Source organism: Streptomyces sp. NPDC052299 (assembly GCF_040679335.1).
Lineage (GTDB): Bacteria > Actinomycetota > Actinomycetes > Streptomycetales > Streptomycetaceae > Streptomyces.
In genome coordinates this window covers 166,636-188,300 of the sequence record NZ_JBFAUP010000001.1, presented here as the reverse complement: position 1 = coordinate 188,300, position 21,665 = coordinate 166,636, and the positions used below count along the sequence as shown (strand labels likewise).

Below are 21,665 nucleotides of genomic sequence, written 5' to 3'. Positions count from 1 at the left end.
GATACATCAGCACGATAGATCGGACCGGCGGTGCCGACAAGGGGAGCCTCAGTGAGCGGCGTCACATCGCCAATTCGTAGGAACCGACTTGCGTTATTTGGGGTGAAGTTCGGTCCCAGGGGGGTTTTGACCGTGCGTAGTCTGTGCGGCATGCAGACCACCGGGAACCGCGAGACGCGCGCATGCGTGAGTGTTCGCGGGCCATCCGGACGCATAGCGGGCGAGCCCGTAGCCGGGCCGGCCCGTCATTCGGGGGACCGGATCTCACCTGCCGCTTCCAGGCGCTCTCGCCTGCCCGAGGAGTAGTCGTTCGATGAGCGAGCACCGTCGCAAAACGTCGCAACCGCAAGGCGGCGGACGTGCCGCGGCCCGACGAGCCGCCCAGCAGTCCTCAGGACGCCGCGCAGCACCGTCACGCGGAGTAACTTCAGCCTCACCTTCCGGTTCGCACGGCGAGGAGGCACCGTACGCAGGTCGCGCCGCCGCCAGACGGGCGGCCCAGCGCGGCGGCGGAGGAGGCCGTGGAGGTTCCGACGGCGGCGGTGGACGGCGTCGCGGCGGCGGGGACGGAGGGCACGAGGGCCGCGGGCGCGGTGGACGGCGCCCGGGCAAGAAGCGCTTCATCGACTACCCGCGCGCCGGCCGTCGTGGCCTGCGTCGTTGGGTTCCGTCCTGGAAGCTGGTGTCCGGCCTGTGCATCGGCTTCCTCGGCCTGCTGATGGGCCTCGCGGGTCTCGCGTACGCGATGGTCGCCAAGCCGGAGGTCAAGGACGCCGCGAAGGCGGAGAACAACGTCTACTACTGGGCGGACGGCAGCCAGATGGTGGCCACCGGCGGTGAGGTCAACCGCCAGGTCATCGACTACGCGCAGATCCCCGAGGCAATGCGCAACGCCGTCATCTCGGCCGAGAACAAGTCCTTCGACACCGACCACGGCATCGACCCCATGGGTATCGCCCGCGCCGTCTTCAACATGGCCAAGGGCGGCGAGACCCAGGGCGGTTCGACGATCACCCAGCAGTACGTGAAGAACTCGCGGCTGTCGCAGGAGCAGACGCTCAGCCGCAAGTTCGAAGAACTCTTCATCACGCTCAAGGTCGGCAGCGAGATGAAGAAGAAGGACGTCATGGCCGGGTACCTGAACGTCTCGTACTACGGCCGCGGCGCCTCCGGCATCCAGGCCGCGGCCCGTACGTACTACGGCGTGGACGCCAAGGACCTGAACGCCAGCCAGTGCGCCTTCCTGGCCAGCCTCCTCAAGGGCGCCAGCTACTACGACCCGGCCGGCGCGCCGGAGGTCGACCCGGTGCAGGCGACCGCTGCGAAGAACCTCGCTCGGGCGAAGAAGCGCTGGAAGTGGATCCTCGACGAGGAGGTGAAGGACGGCCGGATGTCGCAGAAGGAGCGCGACGGGTACACCAAGTTCCCGATGCCCGACAAGCCGAAGCGGGCCGCGCAGCTGGGCGGCCAGATCGGCTACCTCGTCAACACCGCCAATGCCGAGATCTACGAGCACACCAACATCACCAAGGACATGCTCGACCAGGGCGGCTACGAGATCCACACGACTTTCGACCAGAAGAAGGTCAATCAGCTCAGCAAGGCCGTCAAGCGGGTCTACGACGAGAACATCGACCCGAAGAAGCGCCCGGAAGACACCCACGTGCAGTTCGGTGGTACGTCGGTCGATCCCAAGACCGGCGCGATCCAGGCGATCTACGGTGGCGTGGACGCGACCAAGCACTACCAGAGCAACGCCGACCCCACCGGTGCCGCGGTCGGCTCGACCTTCAAGCCCTTCGTGCTGGCGGCGGCCATGGAGTACGGCAAGCGGGACCCGTCCGGCGGTGAGGAGCAGGACGAGTCGCAGCGCACGAAGGTCTCGCCGCTCAGCATCTACAACGGCGCCAACAAGCTGAAGATCAAGAAGTACAACGGCGAGATCTGGACCGACAAGGCCGGCAAGGAGTGGCTGCAGACCAACGACGACCACGAGTCGTACGGCAACATCACCCTGCGTGAGGCCATGCAGTGGTCCGCCAACTCACCGTACGTGCAGCTGGGTATGGACGTCGGCACGGACAAGGTGAAGAAGGCGGCCATCGCGGCGGGCCTCAAGGACGACCGGTACATGGCGGACGCCAGCGTGCCGTCCTTCTCGATCGGTACGTCCTCGCCCAGCACGACGAGCATGGCGGGCGCCTACGCCACCTTCGCGGCCCGGGGCCAGCAGCGCGATCCGTTCTCCGTCACCGAGGTGAAGAAGCGCGGCAAGCCGGAGTACCAGCACAAGGTGGTCACCAAGAGCGCCTTCGACAGCGTCATCGCCGACAACGTCACGGACGTGCTCAAGAACGTCGTCGAGAAGGGGACCGGTACGTCGGCCCAGCTTCCCGGCCGTGAGGTCGCGGGCAAGACGGGTACCACCGACGACAACCTGTCGGCCTGGTTCGTCGGCTATACGCCGCAGCTGTCGACGGCGATCAGCATGTACCGGCTGGACGACGACGAGAAGCACAAGAACCGCAAGTTCGAGAAGATGTACGGCACCGGTGGCAAGGACAAGATCCACGGTGCCTCCTTCCCCGCCCAGGTCTGGCACGACTACATGATCGAGGCGATGAAGAAGGAGAAGGCGGAGCCCTTCCCCAAGGCGGAGCCGATCGGGGACAAGGTCTACGGCGGCGGCGCGTCCAAGAAGCCCACGCCCACGCCGACGCCCACGCCGACCGAGACCGAGACGACGAAGCCGACCCCGACGCCCACGCCCACGAAGGACGTCCCGAGCCCCGATCCCTCCGAGACCTGCGGTACGTGGGACTGGAACTGCCAGAACAACAACGGAGGCGCCAACGCGGGCACCGTTCAGGGCAACGACGGCGGAACGGATACCGGCACGACCCAGGGCGGCGACGCGGGAACGGATACCGGCACCTCCACCGGCACGACGGGCGGTGACGACGGTTCGGACGGGGGCACCACCACCGGAACCAACAACGGTGGCACCGGCGGCAACGGCAACGGGAACAACAGCACCGGAAGCACCAACTGGTGGGGTGGCACGACCGGGTAGAGCCCGGTACGCAGGAAGATGAGGGCCGCGGCACCCCGGTGCGGCGGCCCTCGTCCTTTCCACAGCGGCGTACGGCAGGATGTGCGGCATGCCAAGCGCAGAGGAAACGAGCGTGCACCAGGAACGGCCCCTCGTACGGCCCACGCACCGGGACGAGGTCGCGGCCGCCGGGAGCGAGCTGATCGGCGGGAGGTCGGGCCGCTGGTCGCGGCTCGGGAGCGCCGCCCTCACACCGGTAGGGGCGGTCGCCCTGGTGGCCATCGGGATGTTCGCGCTCGGCATGGTGCAGAAGCTTCCCTGCTACAACTGGGCGTGGTTCAGGGGCGCCGGCTCCCAGTACACCCACGCGTGCTACTCGGACATTCCGCACCTGTACTCGGGGCGCGGCTTCGCCGACGGCCTGGTGCCGTACTTCGACCGGCTGCCCGGGGACATGCAGTTCCTGGAGTACCCGGTCCTCACCGGGGTCTTCATGCAGATCGCGGCATGGCTGACACCGGGCGGCTCCATCCAGGAGCAGGAGCAGGCGTACTGGCTGGTCAACGCCGGGATGCTGATGATCTGCACCGCCGTGATCGCCGTCTGTGTCGCCCGCACGCACCGGCGGCGCCCCTGGGACGGTCTGCTGGTCGCGCTCGCGCCCGCCTTCGCGCTCACCGCCACGATCAACTGGGACCTGCTGGCCGTGGCGCTCACGGCCGGGGCGATGCTCATGTGGTCCCGGAGCCGGCCGCTGGCGTTCGGCATCCTGATCGGCCTTGCGACGGCGGCGAAGCTCTACCCCGTGCTGCTGCTGGGGCCCGCGTTGGTCCTGTGCTGGCGGGCGGGGAAGTGGCGGGAGTTCGGGTCGGCGTTGCTGGGAGCGGCCGGCTCCTGGCTGGTGGTCAACCTGCCGGTCATGGTCTTCGCCCCCGAGGGGTGGAAGAAGTTCTACACCTTCAGCGAAGAACGCGGCATCGACTTCGGGTCGTTCTGGCTGGTCATCACGCAGCGCACCGGTGAGTCCATCGACGTCGGCACGGTCAACACCGTCTCGACGGTGACCACCATCGTGCTGTGCGCCGCGATCGGCGTCCTGACCCTCACGGCACCGCGCCGGCCGCGTTTCGCGCAGCTCGCATTCCTCGTCGTCGCGGTGTTCATCCTCGTCAACAAGGTCTACTCACCGCAGTACGTCCTGTGGCTGATCCCCCTCGCCGCCCTCGCCAGGCCCCGCTGGCGGGACTTCCTGATCTGGCAGACGTGCGAGGTCCTGTACTTCCTCGGGATCTGGTTGTACCTCGCGTACACGACGAGCGGCGACAAGCACCAGGGGCTGCCGACCGAGGGCTACCAGCTGGCGATCGTGCTGCACCTGCTGGGCACGCTCTACCTGTGCGCCGTAGTCGTACGGGACATCGTGATGCCGGAACGCGACGGGGTGCGGCGCGACGGCTCGGACGATCCGTCGGGCGGGGTGCTCGACGGGGCCGAGGACGTGTTCGTACTGTCCCGTCTGGTCGAGACGGGTGCCGCACGCCGGGAGGCGTTGCCCGTGGCGTCCGGGCCGCGGGTGGAATGGGGTACGGCCGGCACGCCCGCCGCCGACTGAGCGGGGCGGGCGGCGCGCGGGCTCAGCGTTCGACGATGCGGTCGTACTGCGTGGTCGTGTGGCGCAGGTGGGCCACCAGCTCGTCGCCCACCCGGGGCTCCTGGGCGTCCGAGGGCACGAACAGGATCGACACCTGCATGTGCGGCGGTTCGGCGAACCAGCGCTGCTTGCCCGCCCAGACGAACGGGGACAGATTCCGGTTCACGGTGGCCAGGCCGGCCCGGGCGACGCCCTTGGCGCGCGGCATCACACCATGCAGGGCCTTCGGAGCCTCCAGGCCCACGCCGTGCGAGGTGCCGCCGGCGACGACGACCAGCCAGCCGTCGGAAGCGGCCTTCTGCTGCCGGTAGCCGAACCGGTCGCCCTTGACGACGCGGGTGACGTCGAGCACGGCGCCCCGGTACTCCGTCGCCTCGTGGTCCCCGAGCCAGAGCCGGGTGCCGATGCGGGCACGGAACCGGGTCTGCGGAAACTGCTGCTGCAGCCGGGCGAGCTCGTCGGAGCGCAGGTGGCTGACGAACATCGTGTGCAGCGGAAGCCGGGCCGCCCGCAGGCGGTCCATCCACGCGATGACCTCCTCGACCGCGTCCGACCCGTCGGTACGGTCCAGCGGCAGGTGGAGGGCGAAGCCTTCGAGGCGTACGTCCTCGATGGCCGCGTGCAGCTGACCGAGCTCCTCCTCCTTGACGCCGTGGCGCTTCATGGAGCTCATGCACTCGATGACGACCCGGGCGCCCACCAGGGCGTGCACCCCGTCCACGGAGGACACGGACCGTACGACCCGATCGGGCAGCGGCACCGGTTCCTCACCGCGCCGGAACGGCGTGAGGACCAGCAGGTCACCGCTGAACCAGTCCTTGATGCGAGCCGCCTCGTAGGTGGTCCCGACCGCGAGGATGTCGGACCCGAAGCGGATCGCCTCGTCGGCCAGCCGCTCGTGACCGAAGCCGTATCCGTTGCCCTTGCAGACCGGCACGATGCCGGGGAACTGGTCGATCACGGATTTCTGGTGCGCCCGCCAGCGCGCGGTGTCGACGTACAGGGAGAGCGCCATGGCCGGTCCGGAACCCTTCTGGTGGCTGCGGTGGATCAGGGAGGAGAAGCGTGTTCAGGCCCCATTGAAACCAATGAAGCCGGTTTCGTCAGCTGTGGGGCCCGGATCAGCGGCGCGACATGTAGATGTCGAGCGCCTTGTGCAGCAGCTTGTTGAGCGGGAAGTCCCACTCGCCGAGGTACTCCGCAGCCTGCCCGCCGGTGCCGACCTTGAACTGGATCAGGCCGAAGAGGTGGTCGGTCTCGTCCAGCGAGTCGGAGATGCCCCGCAGGTCGTAGACCGTGGCGCCCATGGCGTACGCGTCGCGCAGCATCCGCCACTGCATCGCGTTCGAGGGGCGGACCTCGCGCTTGTGGTTGGCCGAGGCGCCGTACGAGTACCAGACGTGCCCGCCGACGATCAGCATGGTCGCCGCCGCGACGTTCTCGCCCTCGTGCCGGGCGAAGTAGAGGCGCATCCGGTTCGGGTCCTCGCTGTTGAGGGCCGTCCACATGCGCTGGAAGTAGCCGAGCGGGCGCGGGCGGAAGCGGTCGCGCTCCGCCGTGATCTCGTACAGCCGCTGCCATTCGGAGAGCTCCGCGTAGCTGCCCTGGACCACCTCGACGCCGGCCTTCTCGGCCTTCTTGATGTTGCGCCGCCAGAGCTGGTTGAAGCCCTTGTGGACATCCTCCAGCGAGCGGTTCGCCAGCGGCACCTGGAAGACGTAGCGGGGCTGTACGTCACCGAAGCCGGCGCCGCCGTCCTCGCCCTGCTGCCAGCCCATCTTCCGCAGGCGGTCGGCGACCTCGAAGGCGCGCGGCTCGATGTGCGTGGCCTCGACGTCGCGCAGGCGCTTCACGTCCGGGTCCTGGATGCCGGCCTTGATGGCTGCCGCGTCCCAGCGGCGGATGACGACCGGCGGGCCCATCTTGACCGAGAAGGCGCCCTGCTGCTTGAGGTGCGCCAGCATCGGCTGCAGCCAGTCGCTCAGGTTCGGGGCGTACCAGTTGATGACCGGGCCCTCGGGCAGGTAGGCCAGGTAGCGCTTGATCTTGGGGAGCTGCCGGTAGAGCACCAGGCCGGCACCGACGAGCTGACCGGTCTTGTCGAACCAGCCCAGGCTCTCGGAGCGCCATTCGGCCTTCACGTCCGCCCATGCCGGAACCTGCATGTGGCTGGCCGCGGGCAGGCTCTGGATGTACGCCAGATGCTGCTCTCGGCTGATGGTCCTCAGGGTCAGGCTCATGCGGGGCGCTCCTCGGCAGGTGTGTCCCCATCGGTCAGGGGCTCCGGCTCTCGCGCCGAAGCCTACTGTGGCCGTGCGGGGAGCGGTCTGGCCCCATGTACCTGGACGCGTGCGGGGGCGGCCCCGTCCGGTGACGGAGCCGCCCGGGCCGGACCCGAGAGGTCAGCCGATCACGCCGCCGAAGAGCCCGCCGTGGGCCATGCCGAGGAAGAATCCCAGGGCGGACGCGCCCATGCCGATGATCAGTGGGAACCTCTCGCGCGTGGTGACGGAGATGTACTGGCCGTACGCCCCCGTGAGGATCCCGATGAGGCCCGCCCACGAACTGAGCAGGTGCAGGTTGTGGAACATCGCCGAGATGAAGGCGAGGGCGCCGAGGACGAGCGTGACCACCACGAGCGCGTCCTGCAGCGGATGGGGCCTGCCGTCCGTGGCGAAGAGGGAGACGGAGGGGCGGGTCCGCGTTACGTGTGCCATGGAGTACCTCCTGGCCGACATGCGGCGCTTCGTGGCGCCGCTCACACCCGATGTGTACAGATTGCGTCCCCTGACCACTGGATTTCAACCGGAAGGCGGTCTGCGGGTACTCTGGTCGGTCTGCACCGGTGTCTGCCCAGGCCAGCACGGACCGCCCCTCCTCACCGAGGGCACTGTCAGTGGGGGCTGTTTTACTCGGGCACCGTTGCTCAACGCATCACGACCCTCCTGCCACGGAACGACCGTGGCCGCTGAGTCCAAAGGAGGTGGGTTCCACATGCGTCACTACGAGGTGATGGTCATCCTCGACCCCGATCTCGAGGAGCGAGCAGTCTCCCCGCTGATCGAGAACTTCCTCTCCGTCGTCCGTGAGGGCGAAGGAAAGGTTGAGAAGGTCGACACCTGGGGCCGTCGTCGTCTCGCTTACGAGATCAAGAAGAAGCCCGAGGGCATCTACTCGGTCATCGACCTGCAGGCCGAGCCTGCGGTCGTCAAGGAGCTCGACCGCCAGATGAACCTGAACGAGTCGGTCCTCCGGACCAAGGTCCTCCGTCCCGAGATTCACTGAGCTTTCAGCTCAGTGGTCATCGGGTCCGAGTAGCAGCAAGCAGCCAAGAAATCCCCGCCGAGAGGTTCACCCATGGCAGGCGAGACCGTCATCACGGTCGTCGGCAATCTCGTCGACGACCCCGAGCTGCGCTTCACCCCGTCCGGTGCGGCGGTCGCGAAGTTCCGTGTCGCGTCCACTCCCCGCATCTTCGACCGGCAGACCAATGAGTGGAAGGACGGCGAAGGCCTGTTCCTCACCTGCTCGGTCTGGCGGCAGGCGGCGGAGAACGTCGCCGAGTCGCTCACGCGAGGCATGCGCGTTGTCGTGCAGGGCCGGCTGAAGCAGCGGTCTTACGAAGACCGCGAGGGCGTCAAGCGCACGGTCTACGAGCTGGATGTCGAGGAAGTCGGCCCCAGCCTCAAGAACGCCACTGCCAAGGTCACCAAGACCACCGGTCGCGGTGGCCAGGGCGGCCAGGGTGGATACGGCGGCGGCCAGCAGGGTGGCGGTAACTGGGGCGGCGGTCCCGGTGGTGGCCAGCAGGGTGGTGGCGGTGCTCCCGCCGACGACCCGTGGGCCACGAGCGCTCCGGCCGGCGGCCAGGGCGGGGGCCAGCAAGGCGGAGGCGGTTGGGGCGGAAGCTCCGGCGGCTCCGGCGGCGGCTACTCGGACGAGCCCCCCTTCTAGGGAAGCTCGTACTCCCACTTCTTGATCACACAGGAGAAACACCATGGCGAAGCCGCCTGTGCGCAAGCCTAAGAAGAAGGTCTGCGCGTTCTGCAAGGACAAGACCCAGTACGTGGACTACAAGGACACGAACATGCTGCGGAAGTTCATTTCCGACCGCGGCAAGATCCGTGCCCGCCGCGTCACCGGCAACTGCACGCAGCACCAGCGTGACGTCGCCACGGCAGTCAAGAACAGCCGTGAGATGGCGCTGCTGCCCTACACGTCCACCGCGCGATAAGGGAAGGGTGACCGAAACATGAAGATCATCCTCACCCACGAGGTCACCGGCCTCGGTGCTGCGGGCGACGTCGTGGACGTCAAGGACGGGTACGCCCGTAACTACCTGGTTCCGCGTGGCTTCGCCATCCGCTGGACCAAGGGTGGCGAGAAGGACGTGGCGCAGATCCGCCGCGCCCGCAAGATCCACGAGATCGCCACGATCGAGCAGGCCAACGAGGTCAAGGCCAAGCTGGAGGCCGTGAAGGTCCGTCTGGCCGTTCGCTCCGGCGACGCCGGCCGCCTCTTCGGTTCCGTCACCCCGGCCGACATCGCCTCGGCGATCAAGGCCGCCGGTGGTCCGGACGTCGACAAGCGTCGCGTCGAGCTGGGCTCGCCGATCAAGACGCTCGGCGGGCACCAGGTCTCCGTGCGTCTGCACCCCGAGGTCGCTGCGAAGCTCGGCGTCGAGGTCGTTGCTGCCTGATCGGGCCGCACCTCAGCAGAACAGTGAAGGGCCGCACCCCTCCGGGGTTGCGGCCCTTCGCCGTTTCACGTGAAACACGGCGAGTCGGTCAGCGGGTCGCGCCGGTGACAAGCCACTTTCCGGAGCGGGTACGGAGCCAGAGCGTCGCCATCCGCACGATCATCATCAGCGCCATCGCGCCCCACAGGGCGCCGAGCCCGCCACCCAGCGTGGGAACCAGGAGGGCTACGGGGGCGAAGACGGCCAGCGTCACGAGCATGGCCCAGGCCAGGTACGGTCCGTCGCCGGCGCCCATCAGTACACCGTCGAGAACGAAGACGACACCGGCGACCGGCTGGGTGGCCGCCACGACCAGAAGGGCAGGCAGCAGGGCGTTCTGAACCGCCGTGTCGCTGGTGAACAGTGGGACGAACAGCGGGCGGGCCAGGACGATGAGCACGCCCAGCACCACACCGGACGCGATGCCCCACTCCACCATCCGGCGGCACGCTTCGCGTGCGCCCTGCGCATCGTCCGCACCCAGGTAGCGCCCGATGATGGCCTGCCCGGCGATGGCGATGGCGTCGAGGGCGAAGGCCATCAGGCTCCACAGGGAAAGGATGATCTGATGGGCGGCGATGTCGGTGTCGCCGAGCCGGGCGGCGACCGCCGTGGCGATGAGCAGGACAGCCCGCAGCGAAAGCGTTCGGACCAGTAGGGGTGCACCCGCCTGCGCGCAGGCCTTGATGCCCGCGGCGTCGGGGCGCAGTGACGCCCCGTGGCGGCGGGCGCCCCGTACGACGACGACCAGGTACGCGGCCGCCATCGCGAACTGGGCGACGACGGTGCCCCAGGCCGAGCCGGCGATGCCCAGACCGGCGCCATAGACGAGGCCGGCGTTGAGGGCCGCGTTGGCGGCGAAGCCGCCGATGGCGACGTAGAGCGGGGTGCGGGTGTCCTGGAGGCCCCTGAGCACCCCGGTCGCGGCCATCACCACCAGCATCGCGGGGATGCCGAGGCTGGAGATCCGGAGATAGGTGATGGCGTGGGGTGCCGCTGTGGAGGAGGCCCCGAAGACATCGGTGAGCCAGGGGGCGAGGGGGAGCGTCAGGGCGATGACAGCAACACCAAGGAGGAGCGCCAGCCAGATGCCGTCCATGCCCTGACGGATCGCGGAGGCAAGATCTCCGGCGCCCACCCGACGGGCGACCGCTGCCGTGGTGGCGTACGCGAGGAAGACGAAGATGCTCACCGCTGTAGTCAGCAGGGCGGCGGCCACCGCCAGGCCCGCCAGCTGAGGGGTGCCGAGGTGGCCGACGATGGCGCTGTCGACCATCACGAAAAGCGGCTCGGCCACGAGCGCGCCGAAGGCCGGGACGGCGAGCGCGATGATCTCGCGGTCGTGGCGTCGGCGGTGGGAAGACGGGGTTCCCTGCGGCTGGATCATGGCAGCCAATCTAATCTTCCACAGGTAAGAGATGCAATCAGTCGTGGGTCCTTACATTTGCTTGCTTGTGGGCAACTCTTGCACCGGACGCACGATGAAGTCGCCCCGACCGTCCAACTTTTTCTCCCCCACAGCCGGTGGACGGGAAAACGCCAGGTCACAGGGGTATGTGCAGGGGCCCTATGAGTTTGTCCACAGTGCTGTCCCCTGGTCCGTGCACAGGTTCCGGGGGGTTCTCCACAGCATCTGCCCGCTCGTCCACAGGGCCTGTGGATAACCAGATTGGCTGACGGTCCCGAGCCGCCTACCGTAGTCCGGCGCCCCCACCCCGTTTCGGCTCTGCGAGACCGCAGAACTCGACACACCGGAACCGGAGTCGGGGGTCTTGTTTGTCGGTGCCGTGCCGTAAGAAAGAGGAGCACGGCTAAGTCCGCGGAGCGGACGGGAGGAGGTGGCCGGATGAGCATTCCCGAACCCTTGGACGACCCTTGGGCGGAGACCGGCCCCAGTGACCGGCTGCCCGTCTCCCGCCAGCGCCGGGGTGAGGACCGGGACCGGGGCGACCGCCACGACCGCGGCCGTGAGTCCACCGACTGGGAGGGCGGCACGGCCGGCTTCGAGCGGGTGCCGCCCCAGGACCTGGACGCGGAACAGTCCGTGCTCGGCGGCATGCTCCTGTCCAAGGACGCCATCGCCGACGTCGTGGAGATCATCAAGGGGCACGACTTCTACCGCCCCGCGCACGAGACCGTCTATCAGGCGATCCTCGACCTCTATGCCAAGGGTGAGCCCGCCGACCCGATCACCGTGGCCGCCGAGCTGGTCAAGCGTGGCGAGATCACCAAGGTGGGTGGGGCGCCCTATCTGCACACCTTGGTCCAGTCGGTGCCCACGGCGGCCAACGCCTCGTACTACGCGGAGATCGTCCACGAACGCGCCGTCCTGCGGCGGCTCGTGGAAGCCGGTACGAAGATCACGCAGATGGGATACGCGGCCGACGGCGATGTCGATGACATCGTGAACTCGGCCCAGGCGGAGATCTACGCCGTCACCGAGCAGCGGACCAGCGAGGACTATCTGCCGCTGGGCGACATCATGGAAGGCGCCCTGGACGAGATCGAGGCGATCGGTTCGCGCAGCGGCGAAATGACGGGCGTGCCCACCGGGTTCACCGACCTCGACGCCCTGACCAACGGTCTGCACCCGGGCCAGATGGTCGTCATCGCGGCCCGCCCCGCCATGGGTAAGTCGACCCTGGCCCTGGACTTCGCCCGTGCCTGCTCGATCAAGAGCAATATGCCCAGCGTGATCTTCTCCCTGGAAATGGGGCGGAACGAGATCGCGATGCGTCTGCTGTCCGCCGAAGCACGCGTGGCCCTGCACCACATGCGTTCCGGCACGATGACCGACGAGGACTGGACGCGGCTGGCCCGGCGGATGCCGGACGTCTCCGCGGCTCCGCTCTACATCGACGACTCCCCCAACCTCTCCATGATGGAGATCCGGGCGAAGTGCCGTCGCCTCAAGCAGCGCAACGATCTCAAATTGGTGGTCATCGACTATCTCCAGCTGATGCAGTCCGGCGGCTCGAAGCGCGCCGAGAGCCGTCAGCAGGAGGTCTCCGACATGTCGCGAAACCTCAAGCTCCTGGCCAAGGAACTGCAGCTCCCGGTCATCGCGCTCTCCCAGCTGAACCGTGGCCCCGAGCAGCGCACGGACAAGAAGCCGATGGTCTCCGACCTCCGTGAGTCCGGCTCCATCGAGCAGGACGCCGACATGGTCATCCTGCTGCACCGTGAGGACGCGTACGAGAAGGAGTCGCCGCGCGCCGGCGAGGCTGACCTGATCGTGGCCAAGCACCGAAACGGCCCCACGGCGACGATCACCGTCGCGTTCCAGGGGCACTACTCCCGCTTCGTGGACATGGCGCAGACCTGACCGGCGCCGACGGGGAAATGCGGTCGCCACACGCCGGTGCAGGCGGTAGTTGTTGACGATGACTTCTCCAGCTGAACAGTTGCTTCCCGGTACCCGGCGAGCCTTGCTCCACCGCGTGGCCACGGCTCAGGCCGAAGGCCGTACTCCCTCTCTCGTCGCCGCCGTGCAACGGCAGGGGCAGGTGGTCTGGGAGGGTTCGCGCAGCTGCGTCGACGGTCACGCTCCGGACTCCGACACGCAGTTCAGAATCGGGTCACTCACCAAGACCTTTACCGCCGTTCTGGTGATGCGGCTGCGTGACGAAGGGCTGCTCGACCTGGCGGATCCGCTGGAGAAGCACCTGCCGGGCACCGGTGCGGCGGACGTGACCATTTATCAGCTGCTCGGCCACAGCGCGGGGCTCGGAGCCGAAACGACCGCGCCCTGGTGGGAGCGGACCCCCGGCAGCGTGCGGCCCACCCTCGCTGACGTGCTCGATGAGCAGGTCGGGATGCATCCGCCCGGCACCCGGCATCACTACTCCAATCCCGGCTACACGCTGCTCGGTTCGCTGGTCGAGGCCCTGCGCGGGGCTGCGTGGGAGGAAGTGCTGCGCCGCGAGGTGCTCGAACCGCTCGGGATGCACCGGACGAGTTCGCTTCCCCAGGCTCCGCACGCCGGTGGCTGGGCGGTGCACCCCTGGGCGGACGCCCTGCTTCCCGAACCGGCGGAGGACCTGGGCCTGATGGCGCCTGCCGGACAGCTCTGGTCCACGACCGCGGACCTGCTCCGCTTCGCGGCCTTTCTCGCCGAGGGTGACGACCGAGTGCTCGCCGCGGCTTCCGTGGACGAGATGAAGCAGCCGTCGGCCGCCCCCGCCCCCGGTGAGTGGGTCGATCACTACGGCCTGGGGCTGCAACTGGTCCGGCGCAAGGGCCGTACCCTCATCGGGCATACGGGCTCGCTTCCCGGTTTCCTGGCCGCCCTCTGGGTCAGCGCCGAGGACGACGTGACGGCCGTGGTGCTCGTCAACGCGACGTCGGGGGTCGCGATCGGTGAGGTGGCCGCCGACCTCGTGGACATCGTCGTCGAGGCCGAGCCCCGCATCCCCGAGCCGTGGCGCCCGCTGCCCGAGGTGGACGCGGAGCTTCTTGCCCTGACGGGGCCGTGGTACTGGGCCACGCGCCCCAACGTTCTGACGCTGACCGCCGATCGCGGGCTGGAGCTGCGGCCGGTGAACGGCCAGGGTCGCGGTGCCCGTTTCTCCGCCCGCCCGGACGGCACCTGGGTCGGCCTGGACGGTTACTACGCAGGAGAGACGTTGCGGATCGTGCGGAACGCGGACGGCAGCGTGAACCACCTCGATCTGGGGTCCTTCGTGTTCACGCGTGAGCCGTACGACCCCGCCGCTGCGGTACCCGGCGGTGTGGACAAGGAGGGGTGGCGCGGCCTGGGGGACTGAGGGAAGCCGGACGCGCTCAGAACCGGTGCTGCCCGTTTCACGTGAAACGGGCAGCACCGCTGCTCAGGCCGTCAACTCCCGCTCCAGCGGGGTCCGGAAGCGCGGGGTGATCCGGGCTTCCCCCACCCAGCCCGCCAGCCGGTCCGCCTCGGCCTCGATCGCTGCCGTGGCCTCCCGGCCGGGATCGGTCAGCAGCCGCCAGGTGAGCTCACCGTCGTCTCGCTGCGCCCAGCCGCCCACGATCCGGCCGTCCCACCACACCGTGGGGCCGATGTTGCCCGAGCGATCGAAGAGGGCCGCCCGGTGCTCGGTCGGCAGATGGAAGCCGCGATCCGCCCAGCCCATGCCACTCGGGTCGAGAGCAGGCAGCAGGGCCGCGCAGGGGGCCTGGGCGGGCTGGGGCTCCGTGTCTTCAGGGGCGACCCAGGCCGGTGCCCCGCCGTCGAGCCGCACCTCCACGGCTCCGACCGCCGCGAGAGCGGTACGCACCTCGCGCGTTCCCCAGCCGGTCCACCACTTCAGGTCCGCCTCGGTGCCGGGGCCGTACGCCCGGAGCCAGCGCAGGGCCAGCTCCGCCTGGGCCGGAGCGGTCTCCTCCACCGGCCGGGGGCGGGACAGGGCCCACCGGAACTGGCTGGAGGTCCAGGAGCCCCGCGGCCGGTCCCTGCGGATCCTGCCCTCGGCGGCCAGCACCCGGATCACCCGGGTGGCGACGCCCTGGACCGTCTCTTGCTTCTTTCCCGGGAAGACGGTGATCTTTGTGCGAAGGGCGGGCACGCCGGCAGCGAGTTGGGTGCCTGAGACCGGACCGCTGCCTTCCAGGAATGCGAGGGCGCTCCTCTCGGTCTCATCGAGCCAGCGCTCGTCCAGGCCGTTGCCGTCCTCGTGGAGGTGCTTGAGCAGGTTGCGGCGCTCCTTGGCGGCCACGGCGCGTGCGTTCGCAGCCTCGACGTAAGGGGCCAACTCGTCCGACATGACGAAGAGGGTGTTGCGCATGGAGAGCATCCGGACCAGCGAGATGTCGTCGTAGAGACACTGCTCCACAGCGGCGATGTCCGGCTCGGCGAGCCTGGCGCAGGCCGAGAGGAAGACGGTGGCCGCGTCGGTCGCGTGGAGTGCGACGACGGCGTTCGCCACATCGACGGGCGATGCCGCCCGTTCCCCCGGGGCCAGCAGATGGCGGCGGACGATACGGATACGGCGCTGTTCGTCACTGATACGTTGCACGTCGGCTCCCCGGAAACGCGGCAGGCAGGTCAGAGGGTGAGCTTGAAGCCCACATGGCTGGCGACGAACCCCAGCCGTTCGTAGAAGCGATGGGCGTCGGTGCGGGACACGTCAGAGGTGAGCTGGACCAGTTGGCAGCTCTGCCGACGCGATTCGTCCACCGCCCACTGGATCAGCCTGGTGCCGAGACCGCTTCCCCGTTCGTCCGCGTGGATGCGGACACCCTCGATCACGGACCGGGTCGAACCGCGCCGGGACAGCCCCGGGATCACGGTCAGCTGCAGGGTCCCGACAACGCGCTCCTCGCGCACGGCGACCATCATGTGCTGATTCGGGTCGTCGGCCAGCCGCCGCAGCGCTGCTCGGTAGGGCGCGAGGTCGTCCGGCGACTCCCGCTGCGCGCCCAGCGGGTCGTCCGCGAGCAGGCCCACGATCGCGGCCAGATCGTCAGCGGTCGCGCGGCGTATCTCCAGATCGCTCATGATCCGCAGCCTACGCAGTCGACAGGCCCTACGCGGGAACGGCTTTCAGTTCCTCGACGGCCCGGACGAGCGGGGCCAGTTCGGGATTCTCGGCTGCCTCGTCGAGCGCGATGCGCAGGGCGCGGTCGTTGGTGGGCCGGGCCTCGGAGAGCAGGGTGAGCCCGTCAGGGGTGACGTCGGTGTAGATGCCCCTGCGGTCGGTGTCACAGAGATACCGGGTCAGGAGTCCGCGATCTTCGAGGCGGGTGACCAGGCGCGTGGTGGCGCTCTGGCTCAGCCCTACGGCGTCCGCCACCTGCTTCATCTGCAGGTGCCCGCCCGGGCCGCTGTGCTGTCGGCTGAGCACGTCCAGCAGGGAGTACTCGCGCACGCTCAGATCGTGGCCGCTCTGCAGGGCCCGCTCGATGCGGGTCTCGATCCTGCCGTGGAGCAGGGACAGCGCGATCCAGCCCTGAGAGAGGGCGGTGAGGGCCGGGTCCGTGGCTGTCATGTTCTCTCCTCCGTGCTGGAGCCGCTTACGTCCAGAGTAGCCGACCACCGCAATAGCCAGCGTTTGCAATTAAAGCGCGTCTGCAATTAATGTCTATGCGTGTAAGGGGCAGTAGCAACCATCTGGGAAGGGAACCCATGCCGCTCGCACTCCTCGCCCTGGCCATCGGGGCATTCGGTATCGGAACCACCGAGTTCGTGGTGATGGGACTGCTTCCCGAGGTGGCCGCCGAGTTCCAGGTGTCCATCCCGGCCGCGGGCTTTCTGGCCACGGGCTATGCGCTCGGCGTTGTGCTCGGGGCGCCGCTGATGACCGCGCTCGGCACGAAGGTCAGCCGTAAGCGGATGTTGATGATCCTCATGGGCCTGTTCATCGTCGGCAATGTGGTCACCGCGGCGGCCCCCGTCTTCGAAGTGATGGTCGTCGGCCGAGTGATCGCCTCGCTCGCCCACGGTGCCTTCTTCGGCATCGGGGCGGTCGTGGCGGCGGATCTGGTCGCTCCGCAGAAGAAGGCCGGCGCCATTGCCCTGATGTTCACCGGGCTCACCGTCGCCAACGTCGTCGGGGTGCCCGTGGGCACCTACATCGGGCAGCACTCGGGCTGGCGGGTCACGTTCTTCCTGGTCGCCGCGTTGGGCGTCCTCGGCCTGCTCGGCGTCGCCCGGCTCGTTCCCGAACAGCCCCGAGCCGAGGGTGTCAGGCTGCGGCAGGAAGTCGCCGCCTTCAGGAATGTGCAGGTCCTGCTCGCCATGGCGATGACGGTCCTCGGATTCGGCGGCGTCTTCGCCGCGATCACCTACATCACACCGATGATGACGGAGACCGCCGGGTACCCGGCCTCCGCCGTCACCTGGCTGCTGGTCCTCTTCGGTCTCGGCATGGTCGGCGGCAACCTGGTCGGCGGCAGGTACGCCGACCGCCGCCCCACCCTCATGCTCTCCGTGTCGCTGGGCGGTCTCGCTCTGGTCCTGGCCCTGTTCACCCTGACCGCCCACAACAAGATCGCGGCCGCCCTCACCCTCGTTCTGATCGGTGCCTTCGGCTTCGCGACGGTGCCTCCGCTCCAGAAGCGGGTGCTCGACCAGGCGGTCGACGCCCCGACGCTGGCCTCCGCGATGAACATCGGCGCCTTCAACCTCGGCAACGCGCTCGCGGCCTGGCTCGGCGGCCTCGTGATCGGTGCCGGTCTCGGCTACACCGCCCCCAACTGGGTCGGAGCGGCGCTCGCAGCGTCGGCGCTGGTACTCGCCCTCGTCTCCAGCACGCTGGAGCGGCGTACGACCGCATCGAGCCGCCTCGTCGTCACCCACGTCCCGGAGCCGGCAGAAGTCCCCGAGCTCCGGAGCTGACTCCGGGGGTCAGCCCGTGGCCAGGCTGAAGGGCGCGAAGTAGCGGGGCCAGTCCGCGTGCTGCCGCCCACCGAGCGCCATCAACGTGGTCTCCGAGGCCGACCGCAGCCCACAGCGCCCGAGCCAGTCCAGCAACTCCTCGTGACGGGCGTCGACATCCACGCGCAGCGGTCGGTTCGTCGCCTCGGCCAGCGAGGCGACGAGCAGCTTCGCCGTGGACGTGTCTTTGGCAATCAGCGGCCCGATCGCATGGTTCGCCGCGCTCGGCGAGAGCGCGGCGAACCCGGTCAGCTCCCCGTCCTCCTCGGCGACCCGCAGGTGATCGGCGAACGTGGGGAGCCGGGTCAGGAGGTGCGTACGGTCGAGCCCGAAGACGACCGAGTCCAGCCGGACCACCGCTCGCAGATCGTGCGCGGAAGCGGACCGGATGACGGTCTCCGTGCTGCCGAGAGTCTTCGGGGAGGCTGCCGCAGCCGGTGCGAAGGCCCCGGTCAGGCGGACGGTGCGCCCCACCGGCGCGAATCCGAGATCCTCGTAGAGGGGGCGGCCCGCCGCTGTCGCGTGAAGGCTGAGCGGAGTGTCCCCGGCGGCCTCGATCACCCGCTGCATGAGATACCGGCCGACTCCACGTCGGGCATGGCGCCCGGCAACCAGCAGCATTCCGACGGCGGCCAGCTCGGAGCCGTACGAGACCAGCACGCAGCTCGCCATCAGGCCCTTGCTGTCGGGGTCATCGATCCCGTAGCCCGTACCGGCGGCGAGCAGCAGGGTCCAGCGCTCCTCATCGCGTGGCCAGCCCCGGTCCTCGCTGAGATCGGCGCAGGCGACCAGGTCGTCCCGAGTGAGGCGCCGGATGGGGAGATCGGACAGCGGGCGGGGCAATGAGCTGGGCATACGGGCCAGGCTCTCCGACCGATGATCGCCCGTCCACCGCTTTAGCGGAACTGGGCGAGTCCCGCAGCGAAATTTGAGCCGGCCCCGGGCCCTCGAACGGTTTCACGTGAAACGCGGACGAGCCGCGGAGCCGGTGCCGTGCGAGCCGGCACCGTTTGGTCCGGTCCCCGCGTCAGCCCAGGTCGGCGGCGTGCAGGGCCCGGACCCCCTCGATATTGCCGTCCAGATAGTGCCGCAACGACAGCGGTACGAGGTGGACCGCCGCGATGCCGACCCGGCTGAAGGGCACGCGTACGACGTCGTACTCGCCGCAGGGGGCGTCGACCTCGGGGCCGTGGCGCAGGGACAGGTCCATGGAGTCGAGGCGGCAGACGAAGAAGTGCTGGACCTTGACGCCCTTCACTCCGCCCTCCTCGATGTGTTCCACCGTGTCCACGAAGCAGGGCACCACATCGGTGATCTTGGCCCCCAGCTCCTCGTCCACCTCGCGGTGCAGGGCGTCGACAACGGTGGCGTCCTCGGGCTCGACCCCGCCACCCGGTGTGACCCAGTACGGGTCCACCCCGGGCTTGGTGCGCTTGATGAGGATGAGGTCGTCGCCGTCGAGCAGGATGGCGCGTGCGGTGCGCTTGACCACAGGACGTTCGGTCATGGCAGAAGCGTGGCCCACGGGACCCGTTCTGAAACACCGGGGCGCTGTCGGGTGCTCCTGCGGTCACCAGTCGGCTGCCGCCCGTAGCAGCCCCTCGTGTGCCCGGGCGAGATGAGGAAGCGCGAGGGTGCCGGTCCGCGCGGCCAGGAAGTACGTGCGCAGTGGCGGCACCGGAGGATCGAGAAGGGCCACGACCTCGCCGCGTTCCAGCGCGCCCTCGCACAGGTAGCGCGGCAGCACGGCGAGCCCGGCGCCCGCGGCCGCGCACTCCAGAACCGCCCGCAGGTCCGGGGCGATGACCGCGCCGGCGGCCGCGGGCGCGCTGTCGAAGACGGCGGCCCAGTAGCGGGAGACGAGCGGCAGGCTCTCGTGCACCTCCACCACGGGAAGCTGCTCCAGGACCACGGGACCGTTGTGTCGTAACGTGCCCGGCCCCAGCCGCCCGGCCCAGCGCGGGGCTGCGACCAGGACGTGCTCCTCGTCGCAGAGCGGGGTGGCGGTGAGCAGTTCCCCGCGCGGCCGGACCGTCACGACGGCCAGGTCGTGGTGACCGGCCGCCAGGCCCTCCAGGGTCTCGTCGGGGTCGGCGGAGAACGAACCGCGCAGCGCGAGGCCCTGGGTGATCAGCGGTGTGAGGGCGGGCAGGACGCGCAGGGAGAGGAATTCCGGTGGGCCCGCCAGATGCAGGGTCCGTACGCCCGACTCCTCATCGAGCTCGGTCTCGGCGATCTCGACCAGTGCGTCCAGGTGCGGGGCGGCCCGGTGCGCGAGTTCGTCGCCGATCGTCGTCGGGGTCACTCCCCGGGCCCTGCGCAGGAACAGGGGGCGCCCCAGCTGCCGTTCCAGGGTGCGTATCTGGGACGTCACGGCGGGCTGCGAGAGGCCGAGCAGTGCGGCGGCGCGGGTGAATGAGCCGGCGCGGTGGACGGTGACGAAGGTGCGCAGCAGGGCCAGATCCACGCCTCGTTCCCTCCTGCCCTCGCGCAGTGACGTATCCGATTGGACCCGGACAGCTATAAATATGTCGATAGGTCTCTGTCGCTACTGTGATTGGACACTGACGCAGAGTCAACTAGCCTTGTCGAGGCGGCTCTTCACGAGGGGAAACAGGAGGGGCCGGAGCGGTCCGAGCCACGAGGGGGGAGGCTCGGACCGCCTTACCGCGCGCCGGGATCAGCTCCCGGCGATGGCCGCGGTCAGCGCCTGCTCGACGTCGGCCACCAGATCGGCGGTGTTCTCGGCGCCGACGGAGAAGCGGATGAAGCCTTCCGGTACGGCGTCACCGCCCCAACGGCCCCGCCGCTCGGCGGTGGAGCGCACGCCCCCGAAGCTGGTGGCGTCCTCGACCAGCCGCAGGGCCGCGAGGAAGCGTTCCGCGGTCCCCCGGTCGGCGAGCACGAACGACACCACGGAGCCGAAGCGCCGCATCTGGCGTACCGCGTTCGCGTACGAGGGGTCGGTGGGCAGGCCGGGGTAGCGCAGGCCGGACACGGCCTGGTGCTTGGCGAGCACCTCGGCGAGCGCGAGGGCACTGGCGCACTGCCGCTCGATCCGCAGTTCCAGCGTGGCCAGCGACCGGTGCGCGAGCCATGCCTCCATCGGGCCGGGGATCGCGCCGACGACCTTGCGCCAGCGCCGCACCCCGGCCGTGAGCTCGGGGTCGCGGCAGGTCACATGGCCGAGCAGCAGGTCGCCGTGGCCCGTCATGCCCTTGGTGTCACTGGCCACGGAGAAGTCGGCGCCCAGTTCCAGCGGACGCTGGCCGAGCGGCGTGGCCAGGGTGTTGTCGACGGCGACCAGCGTGCCGCCGGCATGCGCGGCCTCGACGAGGCGCCGCACGTCGCAGACGTCGAGGCCTGGGTTGGACGGCGTCTCCAGCCACAGGAGCTTGGCGCCCTCCAGGACGGCGAGCTGGGCGTCGCCGCCCGTCGGCGCGGTCCGCACCTCGACTCCGTACGCCTCCAACTGCTCGCGCAGGAGAGGAAGCGCCTGATAGCCGTCATCAGGGAGGACGACGGCGTCGCCGCTGCGCGCCTGGGAGAGCAGGACGGCCGAGATCGCCGCCATGCCGGAGGCGAAGACGGTGGTCTCCACGTTCTCGCCCGGCGCTTCGAGCTCGCCGATGGCCTGTTCCAGCCGGGTCCAGGTGGGGTTGCCGTCCCGGCCGTAGGTGTAGGGGCCGGTCGGCTCACCGGACAGGTGGAAGTGTGCCGCGAAGACCGGTCCGGGGAGAGTGGGCTCGTACTGCTGTGGTTCCGGCAGCCCCGCGCGTACCGCACGCGTTCCGTCGCCCTGCGCGTTCATGATTCGTCCTCGCTTCTCTCCCCGGTCGGTCACCGGTCCTGGTCGCACTGTCTCAGGCGG

The 21,665-nt window shown here is 69.2% G+C and carries 20 protein-coding genes; 9 read left to right on the top strand and 11 right to left on the bottom strand.

What is annotated here, in order from left to right:
• Positions 1–313: 313 nt before the first annotated feature.
• Positions 314–3,073 (top strand): transglycosylase domain-containing protein, encoded by a 2,760-nt coding sequence (locus AB0L33_RS00840; RefSeq protein WP_365676940.1) that lies wholly within the window; start codon positions 314–316, stop codon positions 3,071–3,073.
• An 88-nt stretch (positions 3,074–3,161) separates the two neighbouring features.
• A complete protein-coding gene (locus AB0L33_RS00835; RefSeq protein WP_365676939.1) occupies positions 3,162–4,664 on the top strand; it encodes a glycosyltransferase 87 family protein in 1,503 nt (500 codons plus the stop codon).
• Between the two features lie 22 nt (positions 4,665–4,686).
• Here the strand turns inward: AB0L33_RS00835 and AB0L33_RS00830 are convergent, their stop codons facing one another.
• The 3 genes from AB0L33_RS00830 to AB0L33_RS00820 form a co-directional block, all read right to left on the bottom strand.
• Positions 4,687–5,718, bottom strand: coding sequence for an alanine racemase (locus tag AB0L33_RS00830; RefSeq protein WP_365676938.1), 1,032 nt, complete (start codon positions 5,716–5,718; stop codon positions 4,687–4,689).
• A 106-nt stretch (positions 5,719–5,824) separates the two neighbouring features.
• Complete coding sequence (locus AB0L33_RS00825; protein WP_361028414.1) at positions 5,825–6,943, bottom strand: peptidoglycan bridge formation glycyltransferase FemA/FemB family protein; 1,119 nt, start codon at positions 6,941–6,943, stop codon at positions 5,825–5,827.
• Positions 6,944–7,105: 162 nt separating this feature from the next.
• The gene (locus AB0L33_RS00820) at positions 7,106–7,420 is read right to left on the bottom strand and encodes a hypothetical protein (RefSeq protein WP_265543054.1); all 315 of its coding nucleotides are present in this window, start codon (positions 7,418–7,420) and stop codon (positions 7,106–7,108) included.
• A 277-nt stretch (positions 7,421–7,697) separates the two neighbouring features.
• Between AB0L33_RS00820 and rpsF the strand changes: the two genes are divergently transcribed.
• The 4 genes from rpsF (at position 7,698) to rplI (ending at position 9,402) form a co-directional block, all read left to right on the top strand.
• Positions 7,698–7,988 carry a 30S ribosomal protein S6 gene (rpsF, locus tag AB0L33_RS00815; RefSeq protein WP_018101872.1) on the top strand — a complete coding sequence of 97 codons (291 nt, stop codon included), beginning with the start codon at positions 7,698–7,700 and terminating at the stop codon, positions 7,986–7,988.
• 72 nt (positions 7,989–8,060) lie between these two features.
• Positions 8,061–8,657, top strand: coding sequence for a single-stranded DNA-binding protein (locus AB0L33_RS00810; RefSeq protein ID WP_018522065.1), 597 nt, complete (start codon positions 8,061–8,063; stop codon positions 8,655–8,657).
• A gap of 43 nt (positions 8,658–8,700) precedes the next feature.
• Positions 8,701–8,937, top strand: coding sequence for a 30S ribosomal protein S18 (gene rpsR, locus AB0L33_RS00805; protein WP_003967857.1), 237 nt, complete (start codon positions 8,701–8,703; stop codon positions 8,935–8,937).
• 18 nt (positions 8,938–8,955) lie between these two features.
• A complete protein-coding gene (rplI, locus tag AB0L33_RS00800; RefSeq protein ID WP_143617560.1) occupies positions 8,956–9,402 on the top strand; it encodes a 50S ribosomal protein L9 in 447 nt (148 codons plus the stop codon).
• Between the two features lie 88 nt (positions 9,403–9,490).
• Here rplI and AB0L33_RS00795 read toward each other — a convergent pair whose 3' ends face one another.
• Positions 9,491–10,828 carry an MATE family efflux transporter gene (locus AB0L33_RS00795; RefSeq protein WP_365676936.1) on the bottom strand — a complete coding sequence of 446 codons (1,338 nt, stop codon included), beginning with the start codon at positions 10,826–10,828 and terminating at the stop codon, positions 9,491–9,493.
• A 459-nt stretch (positions 10,829–11,287) separates the two neighbouring features.
• Here AB0L33_RS00795 and dnaB point away from each other — a divergent pair, with 459 nt between their 5' ends.
• On the top strand, positions 11,288–12,766 hold the full coding sequence (gene dnaB, locus AB0L33_RS00790; protein WP_365676934.1) for a replicative DNA helicase: 1,479 nt from the start codon (positions 11,288–11,290) through the stop codon (positions 12,764–12,766).
• Between the two features lie 58 nt (positions 12,767–12,824).
• A complete protein-coding gene (locus tag AB0L33_RS00785; protein ID WP_365676933.1) occupies positions 12,825–14,207 on the top strand; it encodes a serine hydrolase domain-containing protein in 1,383 nt (460 codons plus the stop codon).
• Between the two features lie 63 nt (positions 14,208–14,270).
• Here AB0L33_RS00785 and AB0L33_RS00780 read toward each other — a convergent pair whose 3' ends face one another.
• The 3 genes from AB0L33_RS00780 to AB0L33_RS00770 are packed head-to-tail and all read right to left on the bottom strand — an operon-like array spanning position 14,271 to position 16,406.
• Entirely contained in the window at positions 14,271–15,434 is a 1,164-nt protein-coding gene (locus AB0L33_RS00780; RefSeq protein ID WP_365676932.1) for a winged helix DNA-binding domain-containing protein, read from the bottom strand.
• A gap of 29 nt (positions 15,435–15,463) precedes the next feature.
• Positions 15,464–15,916 (bottom strand): GNAT family N-acetyltransferase, encoded by a 453-nt coding sequence (locus AB0L33_RS00775; RefSeq protein ID WP_365676931.1) that lies wholly within the window; start codon positions 15,914–15,916, stop codon positions 15,464–15,466.
• Positions 15,917–15,944: 28 nt separating this feature from the next.
• Positions 15,945–16,406 carry a MarR family transcriptional regulator gene (locus AB0L33_RS00770; RefSeq protein WP_073966677.1) on the bottom strand — a complete coding sequence of 154 codons (462 nt, stop codon included), beginning with the start codon at positions 16,404–16,406 and terminating at the stop codon, positions 15,945–15,947.
• Positions 16,407–16,543: 137 nt separating this feature from the next.
• Between AB0L33_RS00770 and AB0L33_RS00765 the strand changes: the two genes are divergently transcribed.
• Positions 16,544–17,755, top strand: a complete 1,212-nt coding sequence (locus tag AB0L33_RS00765; RefSeq protein WP_365676930.1) for an MFS transporter — start codon at positions 16,544–16,546, stop codon at positions 17,753–17,755.
• A gap of 9 nt (positions 17,756–17,764) precedes the next feature.
• Here the strand turns inward: AB0L33_RS00765 and AB0L33_RS00760 are convergent, their stop codons facing one another.
• The 4 genes from AB0L33_RS00760 to AB0L33_RS00745 all read right to left on the bottom strand — a co-directional run bounded on the left by AB0L33_RS00760 (position 17,765) and on the right by AB0L33_RS00745 (position 21,605).
• A complete protein-coding gene (locus AB0L33_RS00760; protein WP_365676929.1) occupies positions 17,765–18,649 on the bottom strand; it encodes a GNAT family N-acetyltransferase in 885 nt (294 codons plus the stop codon).
• 172 nt (positions 18,650–18,821) lie between these two features.
• Entirely contained in the window at positions 18,822–19,301 is a 480-nt protein-coding gene (locus tag AB0L33_RS00755) for an NUDIX hydrolase (protein WP_365676928.1), read from the bottom strand.
• Between the two features lie 63 nt (positions 19,302–19,364).
• Positions 19,365–20,261, bottom strand: a complete 897-nt coding sequence (locus AB0L33_RS00750; protein ID WP_365676927.1) for a LysR family transcriptional regulator — start codon at positions 20,259–20,261, stop codon at positions 19,365–19,367.
• A 213-nt stretch (positions 20,262–20,474) separates the two neighbouring features.
• Entirely contained in the window at positions 20,475–21,605 is a 1,131-nt protein-coding gene (locus AB0L33_RS00745) for a cystathionine gamma-lyase (RefSeq protein WP_365676926.1), read from the bottom strand.
• Between the last annotated feature and the right edge of the window lie 60 nt (positions 21,606–21,665).